General features: G+C 63.2%; 19 protein-coding genes. 11 read left to right on the forward strand and 8 right to left on the reverse strand.

Features of this window, described 5'->3' with window-relative positions; all coding sequences use genetic code 11:
• Positions 1 to 23: 23 nt before the first annotated feature.
• The gene (locus ACQ4WZ_RS22660) at positions 24 to 956 is read right to left on the reverse strand and encodes a LysR family transcriptional regulator (RefSeq protein ID WP_133988981.1); all 933 of its coding nucleotides are present in this window, start codon (positions 954 to 956) and stop codon (positions 24 to 26) included.
• Positions 957 to 1,084: 128 nt separating this feature from the next.
• Between ACQ4WZ_RS22660 and msuE the strand changes: the two genes are divergently transcribed.
• From msuE to ACQ4WZ_RS22685, 5 genes are all read left to right on the forward strand, one after another.
• Positions 1,085 to 1,666, forward strand: coding sequence for an FMN reductase (gene msuE / locus ACQ4WZ_RS22665; RefSeq protein ID WP_436574571.1), 582 nt, complete (start codon positions 1,085 to 1,087; stop codon positions 1,664 to 1,666).
• 70 nt (positions 1,667 to 1,736) lie between these two features.
• Entirely contained in the window at positions 1,737 to 2,717 is a 981-nt protein-coding gene (locus tag ACQ4WZ_RS22670) for a DUF1852 domain-containing protein (RefSeq protein ID WP_101484795.1), read from the forward strand.
• 22 nt (positions 2,718 to 2,739) lie between these two features.
• On the forward strand, positions 2,740 to 3,768 hold the full coding sequence (locus ACQ4WZ_RS22675; RefSeq protein WP_101483337.1) for a methionine synthase: 1,029 nt from the start codon (positions 2,740 to 2,742) through the stop codon (positions 3,766 to 3,768).
• A 318-nt stretch (positions 3,769 to 4,086) separates the two neighbouring features.
• Complete coding sequence (locus tag ACQ4WZ_RS22680) at positions 4,087 to 4,812, forward strand: hypothetical protein (protein WP_436574572.1); 726 nt, start codon at positions 4,087 to 4,089, stop codon at positions 4,810 to 4,812.
• A gap of 208 nt (positions 4,813 to 5,020) precedes the next feature.
• Positions 5,021 to 7,486, forward strand: a complete 2,466-nt coding sequence (locus tag ACQ4WZ_RS22685) for a DUF3772 domain-containing protein (RefSeq protein ID WP_243857894.1) — start codon at positions 5,021 to 5,023, stop codon at positions 7,484 to 7,486.
• Here ACQ4WZ_RS22685 and ACQ4WZ_RS22690 read toward each other — a convergent pair.
• Complete coding sequence (locus ACQ4WZ_RS22690; RefSeq protein ID WP_101483335.1) at positions 7,483 to 7,971, reverse strand: DUF2938 domain-containing protein; 489 nt, start codon at positions 7,969 to 7,971, stop codon at positions 7,483 to 7,485. The genes ACQ4WZ_RS22685 and ACQ4WZ_RS22690 overlap by 4 nt on opposite strands.
• A 63-nt stretch (positions 7,972 to 8,034) precedes the next feature.
• Between ACQ4WZ_RS22690 and ACQ4WZ_RS22695 the strand changes: the two genes are divergently transcribed.
• From ACQ4WZ_RS22695 to ACQ4WZ_RS22710, 4 genes are all read left to right on the forward strand, one after another.
• The gene (locus ACQ4WZ_RS22695; protein ID WP_436574573.1) at positions 8,035 to 8,679 is read left to right on the forward strand and encodes an ArsR/SmtB family transcription factor; all 645 of its coding nucleotides are present in this window, start codon (positions 8,035 to 8,037) and stop codon (positions 8,677 to 8,679) included.
• Positions 8,679 to 9,191, forward strand: a complete 513-nt coding sequence (locus tag ACQ4WZ_RS22700; protein ID WP_101483333.1) for a ClbS/DfsB family four-helix bundle protein — start codon at positions 8,679 to 8,681, stop codon at positions 9,189 to 9,191. Before ACQ4WZ_RS22695 ends, ACQ4WZ_RS22700 begins: the two co-directional genes overlap by 1 nt.
• Before the next feature lie 94 nt (positions 9,192 to 9,285).
• Entirely contained in the window at positions 9,286 to 11,001 is a 1,716-nt protein-coding gene (locus ACQ4WZ_RS22705) for an NAD+ synthase (protein WP_436574574.1), read from the forward strand.
• A complete protein-coding gene (locus tag ACQ4WZ_RS22710) occupies positions 10,998 to 12,053 on the forward strand; it encodes a bifunctional nicotinamide-nucleotide adenylyltransferase/Nudix hydroxylase (RefSeq protein WP_101483331.1) in 1,056 nt (351 codons plus the stop codon). Before ACQ4WZ_RS22705 ends, ACQ4WZ_RS22710 begins: the two co-directional genes overlap by 4 nt.
• A 34-nt stretch (positions 12,054 to 12,087) precedes the next feature.
• Here the strand turns inward: ACQ4WZ_RS22710 and ACQ4WZ_RS22715 are convergent, their stop codons facing one another.
• Both ACQ4WZ_RS22715 and ACQ4WZ_RS22720 read right to left on the reverse strand, forming a co-directional pair.
• Positions 12,088 to 12,918: a hypothetical protein gene (locus tag ACQ4WZ_RS22715; protein WP_101483330.1), complete on the reverse strand. Its 831-nt coding sequence runs from the start codon at positions 12,916 to 12,918 to the stop codon at positions 12,088 to 12,090.
• 139 nt (positions 12,919 to 13,057) lie between these two features.
• Entirely contained in the window at positions 13,058 to 13,960 is a 903-nt protein-coding gene (locus ACQ4WZ_RS22720; protein WP_436574575.1) for a LysR family transcriptional regulator, read from the reverse strand.
• Between the two features lie 127 nt (positions 13,961 to 14,087).
• Here ACQ4WZ_RS22720 and ACQ4WZ_RS22725 point away from each other — a divergent pair, with 127 nt between their 5' ends.
• On the forward strand, positions 14,088 to 15,509 hold the full coding sequence (locus tag ACQ4WZ_RS22725; protein WP_436574576.1) for an MFS transporter: 1,422 nt from the start codon (positions 14,088 to 14,090) through the stop codon (positions 15,507 to 15,509).
• Positions 15,506 to 15,904, forward strand: coding sequence for a DUF4440 domain-containing protein (locus ACQ4WZ_RS22730; RefSeq protein ID WP_436574577.1), 399 nt, complete (start codon positions 15,506 to 15,508; stop codon positions 15,902 to 15,904). The genes ACQ4WZ_RS22725 and ACQ4WZ_RS22730 overlap by 4 nt, the downstream gene beginning before the upstream one ends.
• Before the next feature lies 1 nt (position 15,905).
• Here the strand turns inward: ACQ4WZ_RS22730 and ACQ4WZ_RS22735 are convergent, their stop codons facing one another.
• Genes ACQ4WZ_RS22735 through ACQ4WZ_RS22750 form a run of 4 tightly spaced genes read right to left on the reverse strand, consistent with a single transcriptional unit; the run spans position 15,906 to position 22,130 of the window.
• On the reverse strand, positions 15,906 to 16,481 hold the full coding sequence (locus ACQ4WZ_RS22735; protein ID WP_436574578.1) for a DUF1349 domain-containing protein: 576 nt from the start codon (positions 16,479 to 16,481) through the stop codon (positions 15,906 to 15,908).
• 25 nt (positions 16,482 to 16,506) lie between these two features.
• The gene (locus ACQ4WZ_RS22740; RefSeq protein ID WP_436574579.1) at positions 16,507 to 17,910 is read right to left on the reverse strand and encodes an efflux transporter outer membrane subunit; all 1,404 of its coding nucleotides are present in this window, start codon (positions 17,908 to 17,910) and stop codon (positions 16,507 to 16,509) included.
• A complete protein-coding gene (locus tag ACQ4WZ_RS22745) occupies positions 17,907 to 21,005 on the reverse strand; it encodes a MexW/MexI family multidrug efflux RND transporter permease subunit (RefSeq protein WP_436574580.1) in 3,099 nt (1,032 codons plus the stop codon). The genes ACQ4WZ_RS22740 and ACQ4WZ_RS22745 overlap by 4 nt, the downstream gene beginning before the upstream one ends.
• A 15-nt stretch (positions 21,006 to 21,020) precedes the next feature.
• A complete protein-coding gene (locus ACQ4WZ_RS22750; protein WP_436574581.1) occupies positions 21,021 to 22,130 on the reverse strand; it encodes an efflux RND transporter periplasmic adaptor subunit in 1,110 nt (369 codons plus the stop codon).
• Positions 22,131 to 22,188: the final 58 nt, after the last annotated feature.

Consider the following 22,188-nt stretch of genomic DNA (forward strand, 5'->3'; position numbering starts at 1 on the left):
TGATGCTGCTGGCGGGCCTGGGCTTAGCGGGATGCATCAAGGGTTTTAGCATCGCTTCCTTGCGCCATGACGATGGCAGGCTGGCGGGCCAGTTCGATGAAGGCACGCACGTAGTCGATGGCGGTGTCCGTCTCGCGTGCCCCCAGGAAGATTTGCTTGGCGATGCCGCGCACGCCCAGCCGCACAGGCACGACGTCCATCTTGGCCGCATATTCCTCGACCAGCCAGCGCGGCAGGGCGGCCACACCGCGTCCGCTGGCCACCATCTGCAGCATGATGTCGGTGGTTTCGATGGCTTTGTGGCGCTTGGGCGTGACACCGGCCGGTAACAGGAACTGGTTATAGATGTCCAGGCGCTCGATATCCACGGGGTAGCTGATGAGCACCTCCTGGGTCAGTTGCTGGGGCTGCACATAGGCCGCGGTAGCCAGGGCATGGCCCTTGGCCACGACGAGCACCTGCTCGTAGTCGAACACGGGTTCGAATGTCAGCCCCGGTTTGTACAGCGGGTCGGGCGTGACCAGCAGGTCGATCTCGTAGCCGAAGAGCGCGCCGATCCCGCCAAACTGGAACTTTTGCTTGACGTCCACATCCACGTCGGGCCATGCGGCCAGATAGGGGGAAACCACTTTGAGCAGCCACTGGTAGCAAGGGTGGCATTCCATGCCGATGCGCAGCGCACCGCGCTCGCCCTGCGCGAATTGACCCAGGCGCTCTTCGGCCAGGTCCAGTTGCGGCAGTACCCGGTTCGCCACCGCCAGCAGATACTGGCCGGCCTGCGTCAGGCGCAGGTTGCGCCCTTCGCGCAGCCAGACGTCGGTGCCCAGTTGCTGCTCCAGCTTCTTCATGCTGTGGCTCAGGGCCGACTGGGTCAGGTGCAGCACGCCTGCGGCGGCCGTCAACGACCCTTGTTTTTCGACCTGCTGGACGATGCTGAGGTGGATGCGTTCAAGCATTGAAATGAGCCACATTCATGGATGTATGAAATAAGACCATTATACTTCATCGATTCCCGCCGCTATCATCGATGTCCTTGTTGTTGGCATTTTTCGGCCCCGGCGCATCCATCCCTATGAAAGCAAACATGACACGTCCCCTGCGTTTAGTCGCCGTCTCCGGCGGGCTGCAACGCCCTTCCAAGGCGGCAGCCCTGGCAGAGCACCTGATGGACTTGATCGCCGACGAAGTGCTGTGCGAACAACGTCTGGTCGAACTGGGCCAGCTCGCCCCCCAGCTCGCCGGCGCGACCTGGCGCTCCCACCTGCCCGATACGGTGGCGCGGGAACTTGCGGCGGTCGAGCAAGCCGACATCCTGGTGGTGGCAACACCGGTCTTTCGCGGTTCCTACACGGGACTGTTCAAGCACTTCTTCGACTTCATTCATCAGGATGCCTTGATCGACAAGCCCGTCTTGCTGGCGGCCACCGGCGGCAGCGAGCGCCATGCCCTGATGATCGACCACCAATTGCGGCCGCTGTTCAGCTTTTTCCAGGCACGCACCTTGCCGCTGGGCGTCTACGCGACCGACAAGGATTTCGCCGACTACCGTCTGCAGGACGCGGCCCTGATCCAGCGGGCCACACTGGCGGTCCAACGGGCATTGCCGTTGGTCGGCTTGACGCGCCATGCGCAATCTGCCGCCGCCGAAACGCTGGTCGCGGCCTGATACGCATCGCCACGCTCAGCAAGCAATCAACACATTCATCTTTTCGCAGCAATCAGGACACCAGATCACCATGAGCCAAGATTTTGCATTCAGCATCAAGAGCATTGTTTTCGATGAAAACTATCATCCATCGGACAATACGCGCCTGACGACCAACTTTGCCAATCTGGCCAGGGGAGAGCGTCGCCAGGAGAACTTGCGCAACACCCTGAAAATGATCGACAGCCGCTTCAACAACCTGGCGCATTGGGATAACCCGAAGGCAGACCGCTACTCAGTCGAACTTGAAATCATTTCCGTCGCGTTGAATATGGATGCCGCAGGCGGGAATATTCCACTGATCGAGATATTGAAGCCGAATATCCTGGATAAAAAAACCGGAGAGCGCATCGACGGCATCGCTGGGAATAACTTCTCGTCCTATGTGCGCGATTACGACTTCAGCGTGCTGCTGCCAGAGCACAACAATAATAAATCCACCTTTGGCACACCGGACAATTTCGGCGATTTTCATGGCAAGCTGTTCAAGCACTTTGTCAGATCAACTACTTACAAAGCGCACTTCAGCAAGGCGCCGGTCATCTGCATCAGCGCCTCGAGCAGCAAGACCTATCAGCGCACTGAAAACCAGCATCCCATCCTGGGCGTTGAGTATCAACAAAATGAGTTCTCCTCGACGGATGAATATTTCGAGAAAATGGGGATGCAGGTGCGCTATTTCATGCCGCCAAACAGTGCGGCACCTTTGGCATTTTATTTTATCGGCGACCTGCTGGGCGACTACAGCAATCTTGAGCTGATCGGCACCATCAGCACGATGGAAACGTTCCAAAAGATCTACCGGCCCGAGATTTATAACGCCAATTCTGCGGCGGGAAGACTTTATCAACCCAGCCTGAAGAACCAGGATTATTCGTTGACGCAAATTGTCTATGACCGGGAAGAGCGCAGCCAGCTGGCAGTCAAGCAGGGCAAATATACGGAAGAGCACTTCATCAAACCATACAAAAATATTCTTGAACAATGGGCTGCGACCACGCTCTCCGCTTAATTAAAATACGAAACCAGTTATCATGAAAAAATTATTGCCTACATCCACTGCCGGCAGCTTGCCCAAACCTTCCTGGCTTGCGCAACCCGAAAAACTCTGGTCGCCCTGGAAATTACAGGACGAGGAATTAATCGAGGGCAAACAAGATGCTTTACGTTTGTCACTGCAGGAACAACAGCAGGCCGGCATCGATATTGTCAGTGATGGCGAGCAGACCCGTCAGCACTTTGTCACCACGTTCATCGAGCACCTGAGCGGCGTCGATTTTGACAAGCGCGAGACCGTCAGAATTCGTGACCGCTATGATGCGAGCGTGCCGACCGTCGTTGGCGCCGTGAGCCGCCCGAAGCCGGTTTTTGTGGAAGACGCCAGGTTTTTGCGTCAGCAAACCAAGCAACCCATCAAATGGGCGCTGCCAGGTCCGATGACGATGATTGATACGCTGTATGACAGCCACTATAAGAGCCGCGAAAAACTGGCCTGGGAATTCGCCAAGATACTCAATCAGGAAGCCAGAGAATTGGAGGCTGCCGGCGTCGACATCATCCAGTTTGATGAACCCGCATTCAATGTGTTCTTTGATGAGGTGAATGATTGGGGGATTGCCACCCTGGAAAGGGCGATCGAAGGGCTCAAATGCGAAACGGCCGTGCATATTTGCTATGGCTACGGCATCAAAGCCAATACGGATTGGAAAAATACGCTGGGGTCCGAGTGGCGTCAATACGAAGAATCTTTTCCCAAGCTGCAGCAATCGAATATCGATATCATCTCGCTGGAATGCCACAACTCGCGTGTTCCCATTGACCTGATTGAACTCATTCGTGGCAAAAAAGTGATGGTAGGGGCCATTGACGTGGCAAGCAATACCATCGAAACGCCGGAGGAAGTCGCCAACACCCTGCGCAAAGCGCTGCGGTTTGTCGATGCCGACAAACTCTATCCGAGCACTAACTGTGGCATGGCGCCCCTGTCTCGTCGGGTAGCAAGAGGAAAATTGCATGCGCTCAGTGCAGGCGCAGAAATCATTCGAGGAGAACTCTCGACCTAGCCGGCTGCTGAGATACCGGACAGCTGAGTTTTCCCTTGTAGAAGGTGCTCTAAAAAGTCGCTTTATGCCGGTGTCTTGCCCAAGTGCCCCGGCATCACCGGCAAGCGCTCCGTTATCCAATCTTATGTTCATGAATAAACTGGAACCAGGATGCCGCCACCGCACTCTTCTACAATTCCTCACACGGTGCCGGCGCGAACGCTGGCCTGGAAGAAATGGCAAACCTTATTTTATTTATAAAATATCTTACAATGAGCTGATACCCGCCAGACCTGCTGCGGTTTGTAATTCCATTTCCTCACGCCATTTGCCATGCACATGACTGCCTGCCTCGCGCCTCTGCTTGTTGCCACACTGTATGCGCCGCTGGCGCTCGCAGAAACCGGTACTCAGGTTTATCTGGATAACGGCGAGCTCAACTATGTCGGCAGCATCTCGGCCGAGGCGAATCAGCGTGCGCTGGCACTGTTCGCCTCCGAGGAAACCAAGCCGCGCGTGCTGGCCATCCGCAGCAAGGGCGGCCCGACGCAGGCCGGCATGGCGCTGGGTACCTGGGTGCGGGCGCAGGCATTGACGGTCAAGGTGCTCGAGTATTGTTTTTCCTCGTGCGCCAACTACGTTTTTACCGCCGCGCCCCGCAAGATCGTCAGCAACTTTGCCGTGGTCGGTTATCACGGCGGCCTCAGTAGCGCCACGTTTGCCGTCGATGAGCAGCAGGAAGCCATGCTGGCGGCCTTGCCGGCAGCCGAGCGGCAAGCCATGCGTCAGCAGTTGCAGGCGGAGATACAAACATGGCTGGCTCCCCAGCGGGAGGCCGAACGCCAGTATTTTGCGCAGATAGGTGTCCAGCAGCGCATCACGACCATGGGCCAGACGCCCGAACTGGCACGCCACTTCGATGCCGACAGCAAGGTGATCGGGTGGACCTTTTCCGCTGACGACTTCGCCAAGCTGGGCGTGAAGGACATCACCGTCATCAATCCGCCATGGCGGCCGCGTTCTATTGCTTCCGATAAGCAAGTGCATCAAATCGAACTGCCGTAGCGCCGATGCCATGCGCGTGCCTGGCCGTCATTATTGCCGCACGAAAATTTCCGCCATATATCGCTTGAGTGCGCTAGGCTGTCGCTGTTTGCCGTACAGTTAAGCAACTCCCGTAACACCCATCGCCCCGCCGCTGCTCTTTGCCGCGGCGCCTGCTGGCGCGATGCCGTCTCGCTTTCACCCGTATTGACCTGGCCGATAGGACCGCATGATTTCATTCCGTACCCCCCATTTCTTTTCCGCGCGCCAGCCCTGGCGTGGCTGGCTATTGCCGCTGCTATTGACCCTGCTGCTGGCGTGCTCGCTATCGGCGCCGCCCGCCTGGGCGCAGCCCGTCGATGATGCCGCCACGGCCGACCAGCGCCTCGATGGCTTGCGCAAGCAGATCACCACGATCCAGAAGGCGCTCGATGGCGATGCCGATCTCGATGACGCGACTCTGTCGCAGATGCGCGCCGATGCGCTGGCGGCCAGCGCCGAAGCGGACAAGGTTGCCGATGCGCTCGCGCCCACGCTCGCCAGCGTGCAGGCGCGGCTGGCCGAGCTGGGCAAGCCGGCGGCGGGCACGAAAGAGGCCCCTGACGTGGCGGCGCAGCGCAGCCAGCTGGACCGCACCAGCAGCGCGCTCGATGCGCAGGTGAAGCTGGCGCGCTTGCTGGCCGTGGAAGCGACGCAGGCGTCCGAGCAGGTGTCGACGGCGCGCCGCGCGCAGCTGCAGGCGCGCCTGGGCGAGCGCACTGCGTCCATCCTGGCCGGTTCCTTCTGGAAACAGCTGCATGCGGAATTGCCGCAGAATTTGCAGCGCCTGCGGGCGCTGGAGCTGGAGCTGGCCAACGCGGCACGTGCCACGCCGTGGTCGGCCTGGGGTGGCTTGCTGGCCGGCATCGTGGCCGTGATCGGCGCCAGCGTCTGGGTTTCGCGCTATCTGCTGGTGATCACGGCCACGCGCGTGCCGCATGGCCGCTTGCGCCGCTCCTTGCATGCGCTGGCCGTGCTGGTGCTGGCGGCGGCGACGCCGGGCCTGGTGGCCGAATTGCTGGCCATGGGTTTGCGCTGGGATGGCGGCCTGTCTGAAAAAACCTCGACTTTCCTTGGCAGCTTGATCGGCATCATCTGTTTTGCCGGTTTTACGGCGGGCCTGGGCCACGCGCTGCTGTCGCCCTGGCGCGTGTCGTGGCGCTTGCTGCCCCTGCCCGACGCGCTGGCGCATCGCTTGCGCCATTTTCCATCGACGTTTGCCTTCATCGTGGTGCTGGTGTGGGCCACGGAACGCGTCACCATCGTCATTAATGCGGGCCTGTCGACGGCCGTGGCCGTCAATTGCATCGTCGCCCTGGTGATGAGCACGACCATCGCTTATGGCTTGATGCGCGCCGAGCGCTGCTGGCGCCTGTTGCGCGAGGCCGATCCCGCCACCCTGGTCACGCCGCTGTGGCTGCGCTGCATCACGGTGCTGCTGTGGCTGGCGCTGGCGTCGAGCGTTATCAGTTTGCTGGTCGGCTATGTGGCGTTCGGCAGTTTTATCGCCAAGCAAATTGCCTGGGTCATCGTGGTGGTGGGCAGCACCTATCTGCTGACGGTGCTGGTCGACGATATCTGCATGCTGCTGGCCTCCACGCCGCCGCCGCCGGATGCCGCCCATCCCGTGCTGGCCACGCCCAAGGCGCGCGACCAGGCGGCCGTGCTGCTGTCGGGCATCGGCCGCGCCATCGTCGTGCTGCTGGCCCTGATGCTGCTGCTGGCGCCGTTCGGCGAAGGTCCGGGCGAGCTGTTCCAGCGCGTGGGCAAGCTGCAGGATGGCCTGGCCATCGGCGAGGTAGCGATCCGCCCTGCCGCGCTGATCCAGGCCCTGCTGGTGCTGGTGGTGGGCTTTGTGGCGCTGGGCCTGTTCAAGCGCTGGCTGCAAAACAGTTATTTGCCGACCACCAATCTCGACTCCGGCATGCAAGTGTCGTTCATTACCCTATTTGGCTATATCGGGGGCGTGCTGGCCGTGGCACTGGCCCTGTCGGCGGCCGGCATCGGACTGGAACGCATCGCGTGGGTGGCGTCGGCCTTGTCGGTAGGTATCGGTTTTGGCTTGCAGGCGGTGGTGCAGAACTTTGTGTCCGGCCTGATTTTATTGGCCGAGCGTCCTGTGAAAGTGGGCGACTGGGTCTCGCTGGGCGGTGTGGAAGGCGACATTCGCCGCATCAATGTACGCGCCACGGAAATTCAATTGGGCGACCGTTCCACGGTGATCGTACCGAACTCGGAATTCATCACCAAGACAGTGCGCAACGTCACCCTGGCCAATCCGCTGGGCCTGGTGCAGGTCAAGCTGCCGCTGCCGCTGGGCACGGATGCGCAAGCGGCGCGCGCGCTGATCCTGTCCACCTTTGTCGACAATCCTGACGTGCTCGAGACGCCGGCGCCCAGCGTGCAGCTCGACGGTATCGACAATGGCTTTTTGCTGTTCAACGCTACCGGCTATGCCTCGTCGCCGCGCCTGACGTCGGGCATCCGCAGCGCCCTGCTGTTCGAGCTGCTCAAGCGCTTGGACGAGGCGCATATCGCGATTGCCAAGCCCAGCACGATGGTGCTGAGCACCGTGCCGGCGCAGCCAGAGACGCCGGCCATCTCGGCGGCTGTACCCGCACCGGCGCCCGCCCCCGTGCCGCCGCTGACGTCTTAACGCACCGTCGACCACAGCAACGCCGCCAGGTACAGGCCGATGCCGAACGCCGTGTGGGCCATCAGGCTGCGCAGGCGGGCGGCCGTCGGATGCGGCGTCTTGCTGGCGGCCAGGCCGGCGCCCATGCCCGGCTGCAAGATACAGAACGGCGCGGCCACGCTCACGAGGCCAGCCAGCAAGGCCGGCGCGAACGTTGGCCCTTGCACCCACTCCTGCCCCACCAGCGCCAGCAGCACGGCCGCAAACAGCACGCCGATCACGTAATGGGCGGTCCAGCCCAGGATGGCTTCATCGCGTACAGGCGCCGCCTGGGCGATATTGACGTGGCTCACGGTGCCGCGTGGCAGGTGGCCCAGCCAGCGTCCAACCATCGCAAAGTTCAGCGAGGGTATGCACCAGAAGCGTTTCAAGGCCACCGCCCACACATCCATCACCGCCGTCGCGCCCACGCCGATCGCCAGGGCATCGAGCCAGAGTATTTGCATCGTTGTCACCTTATAACATTCAATTGATTGCTTGAATGTTATAAGGGTGCTAGCATCGTGTCAATGAAAAATGCCGATATCGAATGTCTCACCGGTTCCGCCGCGTTTGCCCATATTTTAGGCAGCGCACCGCGTTTGCGCCTGCTAGAGCAGATCGCTCAGGGCGAATATGCGGTGGAGCAGCTGGTGGAGTTGACGGGCCTGTCAGTGGCAAATACCTCCCAGCATTTGCAGCAGTTGCGGCGTGCCGGTTTCGTGCAGGCGCGACGCCACGGCAAGCGCGTGCTGTACCGGCTGGGCAGCGGCCCCATCGTGCAACTGCTGGCCGCGCTGGACGTGTATGCGCAGCATCAGCGCAGCGAGTTGCAGGCGCTGACCCGGGGCGATCATGTGGAAGCGATCACGGGCGACGAGCTGCTGGGGCGCATGCAGGAAGCCAGCATCACCGTGCTCGACGTGCGGCCCGCGCAGGAATTTGCTGCCGGCCATCTGCCCGGTGCGATCAATATTCCTTTTGATGACTTGCAGCGCCGCCTGGGCGAATTGCCGGTGAACGCAGAAATCGCCGCCTACTGCCGTGGCCCGTATTGCGTGCTGTCCGTGCGGGCCGTTGCCGCCCTGCGCCAGCAGGGCTTGCATGCGCGCCGTCTCGGTAGCGGTTACGACGACTGGCAGGCGGCCGGCTTGCCTGTCGTCAAGGCGGCGTGATGGCGATTCCCAACAGCAAGCAGGAACTGGTCGAGGCGATTAGCACCACGTACGCCAAGCTGGCGCAGGAGCTGGCGCGTGTGCCACCGGCCTTGGCGCGTGAGCCCGTGCTGGAAGGGCAGGTCAAGGGCACGCGCATGAGCGTGTGCGATTTGCTCGCCTACCTGGTGGGGTGGAACGAGCTGGTCTTGCACTGGCACGCGCAGCTGCGCGACGGCAAACGCATCGAAGACATCGCCTTTCCCGCCGAAGGTTTCACGTGGAACGCTCTGGGCGCCCTGGCGCAGCGCTTCTATGCGGACTATGCTGAACTGGGCGTGGATGACTTGCTGCAGCGCCTGGAACAGGCGAAAAACCAGTTGCTGGCGCTGATCGAAGCGCATGACGATGCGCAATTGTATGGCCAGCCTTGGTACACGCATTACACGATGGGACGCATGATTCAGTTCAATACCTCCTCGCCGTATGCGAACGCGCGCACGCGCTTGCGGGCCTGGCTCAAGACCTTGTAGCACCCTGATCGGCGGGCTTGCACGATTGCATCAGTACGATGCGTAAAATTTCAGGCAGGATAGTGGTTTCAAGCGCAAGCAATAAAGGATCGCCATGCTGACCATCGCCCTCGCCCAGATGAATCCTACCGTGGGCGACTTCGACGCCAATGTCGCCGCCATCATCGCGCGCATGCAGCGCGCCAGCAGCGATGGCGCCGACTTGCTGGTATGCCCTGAACTGTCGCTGTGCGCGTATTACCCTGGCGACCTGTTCGAGGATGCCGCCTTCCTGCGCGACATGCAGCAGGCGCTCGACAAGCTGCTGCAAGCATCCACGCGCTGGCCGGAACTCGTCACCGTCATCGGCACGGCGCGGCCGAACTCTGGCGTCGGCAAGCCCCTGTACAACGCCTTGCTGGCGCTGCGCAACGGGTGCATCGTCGCCGAATACTACAAGCAGCTGCTGCCGACGTATGGCATTTTCGACGAGGGCCGCCATTTCGAGCCTGGCCCGTCCGGCGCCTGCACCTTGTCCATCGCCGGCTGCAAGGTCGGCTTCATGATTTGCGAGGATGGCTGGAACGACGACGGCCGCGCCTACGCCGTCAACCCTTTCGACTCCCTGCACGCTGCGCGGCCCGACCTGGTCGTCAGCATCAACGCCAGCCCTTCCGACATTGGCAAGCGCGCGCAGCGCCACGCCGTGTTTGGCGCCGCCTGCAAGCGCGTGCACTTGCCCCTGTTGTTCGTCAACCAGGTGGGCGGCCAGGATCAACTCGTGTTCGACGGCGCCTCGTTCGCCATTTCACCGGTTGACGGCGTGCAATTCGAATCGGCCCGCTTCGTCGAAGACTGTCAACTGCTGCGCTTTGCCGATGGGCGTTTTACCCGGACCGATGGCTCGGCGTTTCCCGTACCGGACCCGGAAGGCATCCCCGCCGTGGAGTTTGCGCGGCGTCAAATCGTGCTCGGTTTGCGCGACTACGCGCGCCGTTGCGGTTTTACGAAAGTCGTTGTCGGCTGCTCGGGCGGCATCGATTCGGCGCTGACCCTGGCCCTGGCCGTTGAAGCGCTGGGCGCTTGCAACGTGGTGGCCATTACCATGCCGTCCATCTTTTCCAGCGCCGGTTCCGTCACCGATTCGGTGGCGCTGTGCGCCAACCTGGGCATCGCCCTGCACACGCATCCGATACGCGACATCGTGACGCAGTACGAGGCTGGCTACGCGGGGGCCTTCGACGGCAAGCTGGAGGGACTGCCGCTGGAAAACCTGCAGGCCAGAGTGCGTGGCACGATCCTGATGGAATACTCGAACGCCTTCGGCGCCCTGCTGCTCACCACCGGCAACAAGAGCGAAATCTCGGTCGGCTATTGCACCTTGTACGGCGACACGAATGGGGGACTGGGGCTGATCGGCGACCTGTATAAAACCGAGGTGTTCGCCCTGTCGCGCCACATCAACGCCAGCGCCGGGCGCGAATTGATACCCGTCGCCGTGCTGGACAAGCCCCCGTCGGCGGAACTGGCGCCGGGGCAGCGCGACACCGATAGCTTGCCGCCATATCCCGTGCTCGATGAAATTTTAAAGTGGCATATCGAGGGCAAGCGCCTGCCGGAGGCGGAAAGCGCGCAAGCTTTGAGCCTGGTCGACCAGCTGCGCGAGACGGACGACGGGCGCACCCTGGTGCGGCGCATCCTTGGCATGGTCGCCCGCAACGAATACAAGCGGCGCCAGGCGGCGCCCATCATCCGCGTGCGTTCGCGCGCTTTTGGCAGCGGGCGCCAATTGCCGATCGCCGCCCACTACCCTACCGGAGACGACGCATGACCCTCGCCTATTCCGCCGATGCGGCCATCCTGATCGGCCGCTTCCAGCCATTTCATAACGGCCATGCCGGCTTGCTGCAAACGGCGCTGGCCACCGCCGCCCAGGTGGTGGTGGTGCTCGGCTCCGCCTTCCATGCGCGCAGTCCGAAGAACCCGTTTACGTGGCAGGAACGGGCCGCCATGATCGCCGCCACCCTGCCCGAGGCGCAGCGCGCGCGCGTGCATTACGTGGCCGTGCGCGATTACTACGACGATGGCTTGTGGGCCGATGCCGTGCGGCGCGCCGTGGCGGGCGCCGTGCCGGCGCTGCAGCGCGTGACCCTGGTGGCCTGCTTCAAGGACGCCACCAGTTATTACCTGCACCACTTCCCGCACTGGCAGTTACTCAATCTGGAGATCGATCCCGGTGCGCCCATCGGCGCGACGGCCATCCGCAACGTGCTGTTCGAGGCCGAGGACGTCGATGTGTCGTTGAGCGCCGTGGCGCAGCTGCTGCCGGCGGCCATCGGCCAGTATCTGAAGGCGTGGACCTTGCTGCCGTGGTACGCGCCGCTGGTGCAGGAATACCGCGCCATCGAGGCCTACAAGGCGCGCTGGCGCACGGCGCCGTATGCGCCCATCTTTTGCACCGTGGATGCGCTGGTGCAGACGGGGGGCCACGTCTTGCTCGTGCGTCGCGGCGGCTACCCGGGCAAGGGCTTGTGGGCCCTGCCGGGTGGCTTCCTGGAGCCGCGCGAACGCTTGCTGCAGGGCGCCCTGCGCGAACTGGCGGAAGAAACCCAGCTGGGCGTGCTGGCACCCACCCTCGTCGAGGCGCTGGTCGGCGTGGCCGTGTTCGACCATCCTGACCGCAGCCAGCGGGGGCGCACCATCACGCATGCGCACTATTTTGACCTGAAGACGCGCCAGTTGCCGGCCGTGACGGCAGCCGACGACGCGGCACTGGCGCAGTGGGTGCCCGTGGCCTCCCTGCCGGCCATGGAAGAGCAATTCTTCGAAGACCACTTTCATATCCTGAACCACTTCCTGCAACTGACGCACGAGGGGCGCTGAAGGTCCGGGGGAAGCCCGCAGCGCCCCGCTGCGCTCAGGACGTCACACGTTCCCAGCCATGCTTGACGGCCGCCTTGAAGTCGTCCCACGCCGACTGCGGATACGTGTGTTCCCAGGTGCTGCGCAGTTCAAGCTCGACCTGCTCCCAGCTTTGTCCCCGGTAGCTGTCGCTGCCCGCCATCGAATGGCCATAGCGATAGGCGGGATCGTAGTCGTCGAAGCGCCCGCCACCGGACGCATACTGGCTGCTCCAGTGGTTGCGATAATACTGCTCGTCGTCGTCGCTGGTGCCAGGCAGGTTGTCGGCGCCGGGATAGCGGCGCACGTTGGCGCCCACGCCGGAGGGTGGCGGCGCTGCCATGCCGCCTGCAAATTGCTGGGACCTTGCCGCCTCGTTCAGGTTGCCGGCGAACGTGCCTTGCTGCGATGGCGCGCTTGACTGCATGCTGGCGCCCTGGCGCATCGCGCTGTCGCTTTGCGGCGCGCCTTGCCAGCCGCCAGCGCGCCAGTGGTCGGCGTGCGCATCGATGTCAAGCGGCGCATAGCGCTCGACGAGGTCGGTGGCGCGCTGGATATCGGCGTCGCTCGCCCCTTCCAGTGTCAGCACGACATGCCCGCGCCGTACGGCTTCCGCATAGATGTGGCGGTCGGCGTGGCTGCCGAACAGGTCCGTAAAGAAATGCTTGATGTTGTCGAGCAGGCTGTCGCTGTCGTCGCGGCGGATGTTTTCCGTGGCGGAAATATCATCACTGCCCGCATCGTGCAGGCGGATGCTGGCGCCGGGGAAGCCCGCCGTGATCAGGTCGTGCCGGGCCCGCTCGGCCATGTCGCGCAGGACGAAAACTGCTGCCAATGTATGTGTCATGATGGTCTCCAATCGGTGAACAACGTCCTTTCAGTGTAGGCCGTGAAAAACGAAAGGGGCGCCCGTTTGCCCCTTGGAAATCGTTATGTTCAACAAGTATTGACGACGTGATATTTGCGCCGTGGGGCAAGGCGCATGCTCAGGCGGGCGTGCCCACGAAGGCGCGCAAAAAGTCGATAAAGGCGCGCACCTTTTCCGCAATATGCTGGGTGTTCGGATACACGGCATACACGCCCTGCTCCGGGAAGACAACATCGGGCAGCAGGCGGCGCAGGCGTCCCGCGCGCACTTCCCCTTCCACCAGCCACTGCGGCAGCAGGGCCACGCCGCAGCCGCCCAGGGCAAAGCCCAGCAGGGCCGAGGCGGAGTCGGAATGGATGGCGGCATCGTCCTGCGCGGCAAAGGCGGCGGGGCCGTCTGGCGTTTGCACCTCCCAGCGCAGCGGCGTGCTGAGTCGGCTGTGCGCCAGCCAGCGCGCGCGCTGCAAGTCGGGCAAGGTGGCGATGTCCCTGGCGGGCAGGCTGGCCAGGTAGGCGGGCGAGGCGACGGGCCAGATCGCATACGGCTCGATCAGCGCGGCGCGATAACTTGAATCGTTGAGTGACCCCATGCGGATGGCCAGATCGTAGCCGCCCGAAATCAGGTCTTCATGCGAGGACGATGAGGAGTGCTGGATCTGCAGTTGCGGATGGGCGGCGGCAAAGGCGATCAGCGCGGGGATCACCGTGCGGCCGCCGTATTCGACGGTGGTGGTCAGGCGCAGGGTGCCGCGCAAGCTCTGGTGTCCCTGGCGCGCCGTCTCGATGGCGCTCTGCGCTTCGCTCAGCACGCCTTGGCAATCTTCGTAAAAGCGCCGCCCCACGTCGGTGAGCGCCAGGCTGCGCGTGCTGCGCGTGAGCAGCGACACGCCCAGCTCCGCCTCCAGCTGTTTCAGGTTGAAGCTGACGACGGCCTTGCTCTGGCCCAGCACGGCGGCGGCGGCTGTCAGCGAACCGGCGTCGACGATGGCGATGAAAATACCCAAACGGTCAAGACTGATCATAAATAAAAATGAGTAGGCATGCGGGTTGTAGAGGTTTGTCAAAATTAATTTGACAGTTTAATCGGGGCTGGCCCGTTACGCAAATGGCGATAGACGCTTAAGCTGGCCGTTTGCCATTCGGAGCACCATGGACTATCGCAAAAAGGTCGCGGCCATTTATCTGCTGGGTTTTTTCGTCGACTTGATCAACATGTTCATCACCAGCGTCGCCTACCCCGACATCGGCCATGCCCTGCACGCTTCGGTGGCGCAGCTGGCCTGGATCAGCACCGCCTACATCCTCGGCCTGACCATCGTCATTCCCGCCAGCGCCTGGCTTGCTGCCTATTATGGCAGCAAAACCGTGTTCATGGCATCGTTGCTAACTTTTTTATGCGCCAGCATCGGCGCCGGCCTGGCGCCGTCCATCGAGGCACTGATCGCCTGGCGTTGCGTGCAGGGCCTGGGCGGCGGCTTGCTCATTCCGCTGGGGCAAAGCATGACCTACCAGTTATACAAGCCTGCCGAGCGGCCCGGCCTGTCCTCCGTCATCATGCTGGTGGGCTTGCTGGCGCCCGCGCTGTCGCCCGCCTTGGGCGGCGTGATCGTCGACAGCCTCTCGTGGCGCTGGATTTTCTATCTGAACGTGCCATTCGCGGCGCTGGCGCTGCTACTGGCCGCCTGCTGGCTGCGCCCCGATCCGCCGCGCGCGGCCGTGCCCCGGCTCGACACGGGTGGCCTTGTGGCGGGGAGCATGGCGATTTTGCTGCTGTTGCTGGGTTTGACCATGCTGGGCACGCCGGGAGAGTTGCCTGCCGGCGCTGGCGTGCTGGCGCTGGGCGCCGTCTGCGCCTGGGTGTATGTGCGCGGCGCGCTGCGCAAATCCACGCCGCTGCTCAAGCTGCGCCTGGCCGCTGAACCGCTGCTGCGCATTGCCATGTTGATGTACCTGCTGGTGCCGGGCGTCTTCATGGGCGTGAGCCTGCTGGCCATGCTGTACCTGCAGGGCGTGCTGGGCATGTCGGCGTCGACGGCGGGCGCGCTGATGCTGCCGTGGGCGCTGGCCTCGTTTGCGGCCATTTCGCTCACCGGTAAGAGCTATCGCCGCGTGGGTCCGCAACCCCTGTTCATGGCTGGCGCCCTGCTGCAGGCGGCGGGCATGCTGATGCTGCTGCGGGTGGACTCTGCGGGCCAAGTATTCTGGCTGGCCTGGGCATATGCCGTGATGGGTTTTGGCGGCGGCTTGTGCAGCAGCACGGCGCAAAGCACGGCTTTCTTGCGCACGCCGGACGGGCAACTGAGCCAGGCCAGCGCTTTGTGGAATATCAACCGTCAGCTGGGCTTTTGCCTGGGCGTGGCGCTGCTCAGCGTACTACTGAATGGCTTGCTGGCGGCGCAGGGCATTGCGTCGCTCGACGACCCCACCCAGCACCTGCGCGCGGTCCAGGTTTTTCACTGGTGTTTTGCCCTCGCCGCAGCCTCGTGCGTGCTGCCTTTGGCACTGTGCTCGCGCATCGATAACCGTGCCGTTCTCGACCTTTTACATCACCATGGAGCAAGCAAAAAATGAACGCAACGAACCCCTATTTTGACGACGTCTTGTCCACGCATATACTGATCCGTGCATGGCTCTCTGGCGAGGCGGCGGCGCCAGCACATTGCGCCGAATTGCTGGCGCGTTTTTCACCCGCTTTCACGATGGTGGCGCCAGGCGGCAAGCAGCTCAATAGCGCTGGCTTGACGGCATTTTTCCGCGCAGCCGGCGGCAGCCGACCGGGCTTGCAGATGCGAATTTCCGACCTCGTTTTAATCCAGGAAAGCGCCGCCGGCGCTACCGTCTCCTACCGCGAATTCCAGTCGCTGCCGAGCGCAGAAAATACCGAGCGTTTGTCGACCGTCGTATATGAAAAAACACCAGCTGGCGCCCTGCTGTGGCGCCATTTGCACGAGACGTGGGTGGCTTGATTCAGCTCAAATCATGCAAGTCTTTTTGCTGCGCCGGAGCGATGGAAAACCGGGAAAAAACCACTTCCAGGCCACCGCGTTCCGGTGTGCAGCACATGGGGCCGACGCGGTAGCTAGCGGCCTCGGGAAATGGCGCCAGACGCAGCAGCGGCCAGCGCTGGCCATCGGTGGAATACTGCACGCGGATCACGCCTTGCGCCACCGTTACGCGCAGCCAGAAACCGTCCGGCATGGCGGGGGTGATGCTGACGGCCCAATCCGATTTTTCCAGCGTGAGCACGGTGCTCAATAACAGCTGGCCATCGGAAAATTCGACGCCGCATTTGATCCAGTTCTGTTCGTCGATGCGCACCATCATGCCGGCCTGGTCGTACAGCGACGAATACTGCGCCGCCACGTGCAGCTGCGCCGTGAAATCACCGTCGATGCCAGTGCCGAAAAAGTGGCCGCTGTCGCGTATAAAACCATATTGAGTCTTGCGCCAGAAGTCGGTTTTTTCATCCGTCGTCACGCGCAATTGCGCGTCGTCGGCGGACCATGTTTCCGGTGGATTCAGCCAGCTGCCTTGCGTGAACATCGCGCCCCTTTCCAAGCTAAAAAGATCACATAGTTTGCCCCCATCCCAGCGCCTTGTACAGGGCAATCGCATCGATGTAGGACGCTGTCTCCGCCAGCAGCGCTTCGCGCCGGATATCGAACAAGGCGCGCTGGTTTTCCAGTACCGCCTGGTAGCTGCCGGAGCCACCCTGATAGCGCGTGCTGGCGATGCCGAGAGCCGCATCGCCGTGGCGCGCCGACTGCAGCAAGGAGGCCAGGCGCGTCTGGTTTTCCGCCAGCTGCGTGACGGCGTTTTCCACCTCTTCCTGCGCCACCAACAGCGCGTGCTCATAGTGCGCCAGCGCGCCCTGGGCCTCGGCTTGCGTACCGCGCAAGCGTGCCTTCACGCTGCCTAGGCGAAACGCCGGATAGCTGACGGAAGGCGCCACCTCGAAGGCGCGCGCGCCGCCGTCGAACACGCCGCTACCGCGCAACGCAAAGAATCCCAGGAAGCCACCGAGGCTCAGGCGCGGATACAGGTCCGCCGTGGCGGCCCCCACGTCCTCGCTGGAAGCGGCCAGCAGGCGTTCGGCGCGCACCACGTCGGGGCGCTGCTTGATCAACTGGTTCACGTCGCCCAAGGGCAGTTGGCCCGCCAGCGGCGCCTGTTGCCGTGCCGTCGTGGCCAGCGCGATGGCGCCCGCAGTGTCTGTGCCAGGTTGCTGGCCACTCAAGACATCGAGCCGGTACTGCGCCTGGCGCAAGCCCGCCTGCAAGGGAGGAATGGCCGCCTCGCTGCGCGCCAGGTTGGCCAGCGCGTTGTGGCGCTCTTCCGGCAAGCCGCTGCCGGCGCGAATGCGCGCATCGATGAGGGCCACCGTATCGCGCCAGCTGTGCACCTGCGCCTGCGTCAGCGCCAGGTTTTGCTGGTAGCCCAGCGCCTCGTAGTAATTGCGTGCCACTTCGGCGGCGATCGTCAGCTGCGCCTGGCGCAAGTCCGCCTGCGCCGCGTCGGCCCGCGCCTGCGCCGAGCGGCTCATGTGCGCCAGGCGGCCGAACAGGTCGATCTCCCATTGCGCGTCGAAACCCACGCGCGTGCTGGCGCTGGCGGCGCGGCTGTTGGGCGTGTCTTGCCGCACTTGGCGCTGCCAGTCCGCATGGCCCGTGACAGCAGGCAGTTCGTCGAGGCGGCGCTCGTCGAAAATGGCGCGTGCGGCCAGCAGATTCGCCTGCGCCTGCGCGATATCAAGGTTGTGTTCGAGCGCGCTGGCGATCAGCTGCGACAGGCGCGCATCATCGAAAAACGTCCACCAGGCGGCACTCATGGACGCCGTTTGAGCGGGCGCAAACTGTGCCTGCTGGGGGCTGGCCAGATGGATGGCCGGCGTGCCCGGCGTAACGTAGGCGGGACCGACGGCGCAGCCGGCCAGCACGGGCAAAAGGGAAACTAGATAGCGGTAATTTTTCATATGGATTCCTTCAGCGCCTGCGACAGCTCGCGGGCGCTTGGCGTGGCATGGTCGGCCGTATGGCGGCGGGCCAAAAAGGTGTACACGGTGGGCAGCACGAACAGGGTGAAGAAGGTGCCGATCAACATGCCCGACACGATCACCACGCCCAGGCCGAAGCGGCTGTTGGCGCCCGCGCCGGAAGCGAACAGCAGCGGCACCAGGCCCACCACCATGGCGGCCGTCGTCATCAGAATCGGGCGCAAGCGGATCTGCGCCGCTTTGCGGATGGCGCTGAGGCGGTCCAGCTGTTCATGCGCCTGCAGTTCGTTGGCAAATTCCACCATCAAAATACCGTGCTTGCTGATCAAGCCGATCAGGGTCACGAGGCCGATCTGCGTGTAGATGTTGACGGTGGCGTAGCCCAGCGCCAGCGGAATCAGCGCACCGCAGATCGACAGGGGCACGGTGATCAGGATGATCAAGGGATCCGTCAGGCTTTCATACTGGGCTGCCAGCACCAGGTAAATCACGATGACGGCCGCGAGGAAGGCCAGCAGCAGCGCATTGCCTTCCGTGGCGAATTGGCGCGCATCCGATTGCCAGTCGTAGCTGAAGCCCGGTGGCAGAGTCTTGGCCACGCCGTCGAGGAAGGCCACGGCGTCGCCCAGGGTCACGCCGGGCGCCGGCACGCCCTGGAAAGTGGCCGCATTTTGCTGGTTGAATTGCGTCAGCATGTTCGGCTCGATCTGCTCGCTCACCGACACGACGGCCGAAAGGGGAAGCAGGCTGCCATCGTCGGCGCGCACGTACTGCTGCGTCAGGGCTTGCGCCGTCAATCGCTGTTCGCGCGGGCTTTGCGCGATGACGTCATACGCGCGGCCATCCATGCCGAAGCGGTTCAGGTAATTCTCGCCCACCAGCACGGCCAGCGATTCGCCGATGTCCTGCATGCGAATGCCCAGGCTATTGGCTTTTGAACGGTCCACGCGCACTTTTACAACGGGGTTGTTGTAATCGAGGTCGCTGTCGACGACGGCGAACAGGCCGCTATCGCGTGCGCGCTGCTTGACGTCTTCCATGGTGCGGAACAGGGTGGCGTAATCCTGCGCACTGCGCAAGACCAGTTGCACGGGCAAGCCGCCGCTCGACCCTGGCAAGGGCGCCAGCTGGAAGGCGAAGATGCTGGTGCCTTCCACGTCGCCCACTGCGTGCTGCAATTCGGCCTGGATGACGGCCGCGTTGCGCGTGCGCTCGGGCCATGGCGTCAGGTTGATGCCGCCGATGCTGGACGCCGGGCCTTCGCCGCCATTGATGATCCAGCGCGACGCCGTTTCGGGGATATTTTTGTAGATGTCATCGAGCTTGTACGAGAAGCGTTCGACGTAATCGAGATTGGCGTGCTGCGGCGCCTTGATGGCCGTCAAGACACTTGCCTGGTCTTCCGCCGGCGCCAGTTCGCGCTGCGGCAGCAGGTACAAAAAGGGCAAACTTACCATCACCAGCGCGGCGAAGCCGGCGCTCCACCAGCGGTGGTGCAAGGAACGGTCCAGCAGGCGCGCATAGCGCGTGGTCAAGCCTTCGAAGAAGTGTTCGGCGGCGCGCGCCATGCGCCCTTCCGCCTGTTTCGGCTGCAGCAGCAAGGAACTCATCACGGGCGACAAGGTGAGCGCCACCACGCCCGACACCACCACGGCGCCGGCCAGCGTCAGCGCGAATTCCTTGAACAGCGCGCCCGTCAATCCTCCCATCATGCCGATGGGGGCGTACACGGCCGCCAGGGTGATCGTCATGGCGATCACGGGACCAGCCACTTCGCGCGCGCCCACCAGGGCGGCGGCCACGGGCGTCTTGCCTTCCTCGATATGGCGGTGCACGTTTTCCACCACCACGATGGCGTCGTCGACCACCAGGCCCACGGCCAGCACCATCGCCAGCAAAGTGAGCAGATTGATGCTGAAGCCGAAGGCCAGCATCAGCGCCGCCGCGCCCAGCATCGACAACGGAATTGTCACGACGGGAATGAGCACCGAGCGCAAGGAACCCATGCACAGGTAGATCACGATGACGACAATGAGAAGCGCTTCGAGCAGGGTGTGCGCCACCTCGTCGATGGAGGACTGGATGAAGCGCGCTGTTTCGAACGCCAGCTCGACTTTGACGCCCGGTGGCAGGGTTTTCTGGATTTCCGGCAGCAGCTTCTTGATGCCGTCGACGATCACCAGCGGGTTGCCGCCCGGCGTGGGTGACAGGCCCAGGTACACGGCCGGCACGCCGTCCATGATGCCGCTCGTCTCCGTCGCGGCCGCGCCCAGTTCCACCGTGCCCACGTCTTTCAAACGCACGAGGGCGGCGCTGTCTTTTGCATCGCCGCCCTTGGTGATGACCATGTCGCGAAACTCCGCCACGCTGGTCAGATCCGTGTTAACGCTGATGTTCGAGACGACGAATTGGCCCTTCACTTTTCCGGGTGCCGCCTGGTAGTTGTTACGCCGCACGGCGTCGGCCACATCGGCCGCCGTCAAGCTCCGCGCCGCCAGTTTGGCCGGGTCGATCCACAGACGCATGGCCAGTTGCTGGCCGCCATACACGTCCACTTTCGCCACGCCGTCGATGGTGGCGAACATCGGCTGCACTACGCGCGCCAGGTAGTCCGTCAGCGCCGGCGCGGACACGCTCTCGCTGGCAAAGCCGACGTAGGCGACGGCCGAGGAATCGCCGGCCGAGCGCTCGATGACAGGATCGAAGGCGCCTTCGGGCAGCTTGTAGCGTACCTGGTTGACCTTGGCCATGACTTCCGTCAAGGCCTGCGTGGAATCGCGGTTCAATTCCATGCGCACGGTCACCGTGCTGCTGCCCTGCACCGACGACGACGTCAGGTAATCGATTCCTTCCACCGACGACACGGCCTGGGCGATCGGCTGCGTGACAAAGCCCTGCATCAGTTCCGCCGAGGCGCCCGGATAATTGGTGGTGACGGTGATGGTGGACGATTCGAGCATCGGATACTGGCGGATCGGCAACTGCTTTATGGCGATCACGCCCAGCATCAATATCAGGGTGCTGATCACCAGCGCCAGCACGGGGCGGCGTACGAATAGATCGGTAAATTTCATGGTGTTAGCCTTCCCTTAAGAACCGGACCTGGGCGCGGCGCGCTTGGCCTCGTCCAGGGTATTGGCCACCGCTTGCACGGCCATGCCGTCGGCCAGTTTCAGCTGGCCTGAAGCGACCACGCGCTGGCCCTCGCGCAAGCCTTCAACGATAGCCACGCGGCCGCCAGCCCGCTCGCCCAGTTTCACGCCCACGCGCTTGACGGTGAGCGGCTGCTTGCCCTCTTGCTGCGCCACAAACACCGTGTCGCCGTACGCGCTGTAGGTCACGGCCGTTTCCGGCACCGTCAGCTGCTGGCCTGCTTCGCGCGCCACCCGCACATTGGCGTACATGCCCGCTTTGAGCGCGCTACGCGGATTTGTCAGCGTCGCCTGTACCTGCACCATGCGTGAGCGGGCGATCAGCGGATCGATGGCGTTGATCCTGGCTATAAAAACATCGCCGGGGTAGGCGTCCACCAGGACTTGCACGGCCTGGCCCGGCGCCAGCTTCGCGCTGCTATGCTCATCGAGGGCGAAGTTCACCAGCAGCGACTTCGTGTCGATCAAACTGGACACCGTGTCGGCCGCATTCAGGTACTGGCCCGCGTGGACCTTGCGGATGCCCAGCTGCCCTGCGAATGGCGCGCGGATGGTCTTTTGCGCGATCAGCGCTTCCGTCTGGCGCACGTCCCCCAAGGCCGCGTCGCGCGCGGCCAGGGCGCTATCCAATTGCTCCTGCGTGGCCGCCTTTTCCCTGACCATCTGCACCGTGCGGGCATGGCTGCTTTCCGCGTTTTTCAGCTGCGCGCGCTGGCGCAGCAGGGCCGCCTGTTCTGTGGCGTCATTGAGCTGCACCAGCACGGCGCCGGCCGCTACGCTCTGCCCCGATTCGAAGCGGATCTGCGTGACGCGTCCGCCCGTTTCGGCCGCCACCTGCACCTGGCGCGCCGCTTCCAGTTCTCCCACGCCCGCAAAGAAACGCTCCTGCGTGCCCAGTACGACGGGGACCAGCGCCACCTTGGTGGCGGGATAGGCGGCATCGGCCGCATGCGCAGCGGCTTGTGAATCAGCACGCGGGTATAGCACGGCGCCCGCGACGGCCAGGGTGATGGCCAGCGCGGAAGCACCGACGAGTTTCGTATTCATGATGAAGTCCTTTACAGCAATCAAAGGGATAAAGACAACGGGAAGAAGAGGCGCAGCG

The organism is Janthinobacterium darwini, assembly GCF_051380905.1.
Taxonomy (GTDB): Bacteria; Pseudomonadota; Gammaproteobacteria; order Burkholderiales; family Burkholderiaceae_D; genus Janthinobacterium.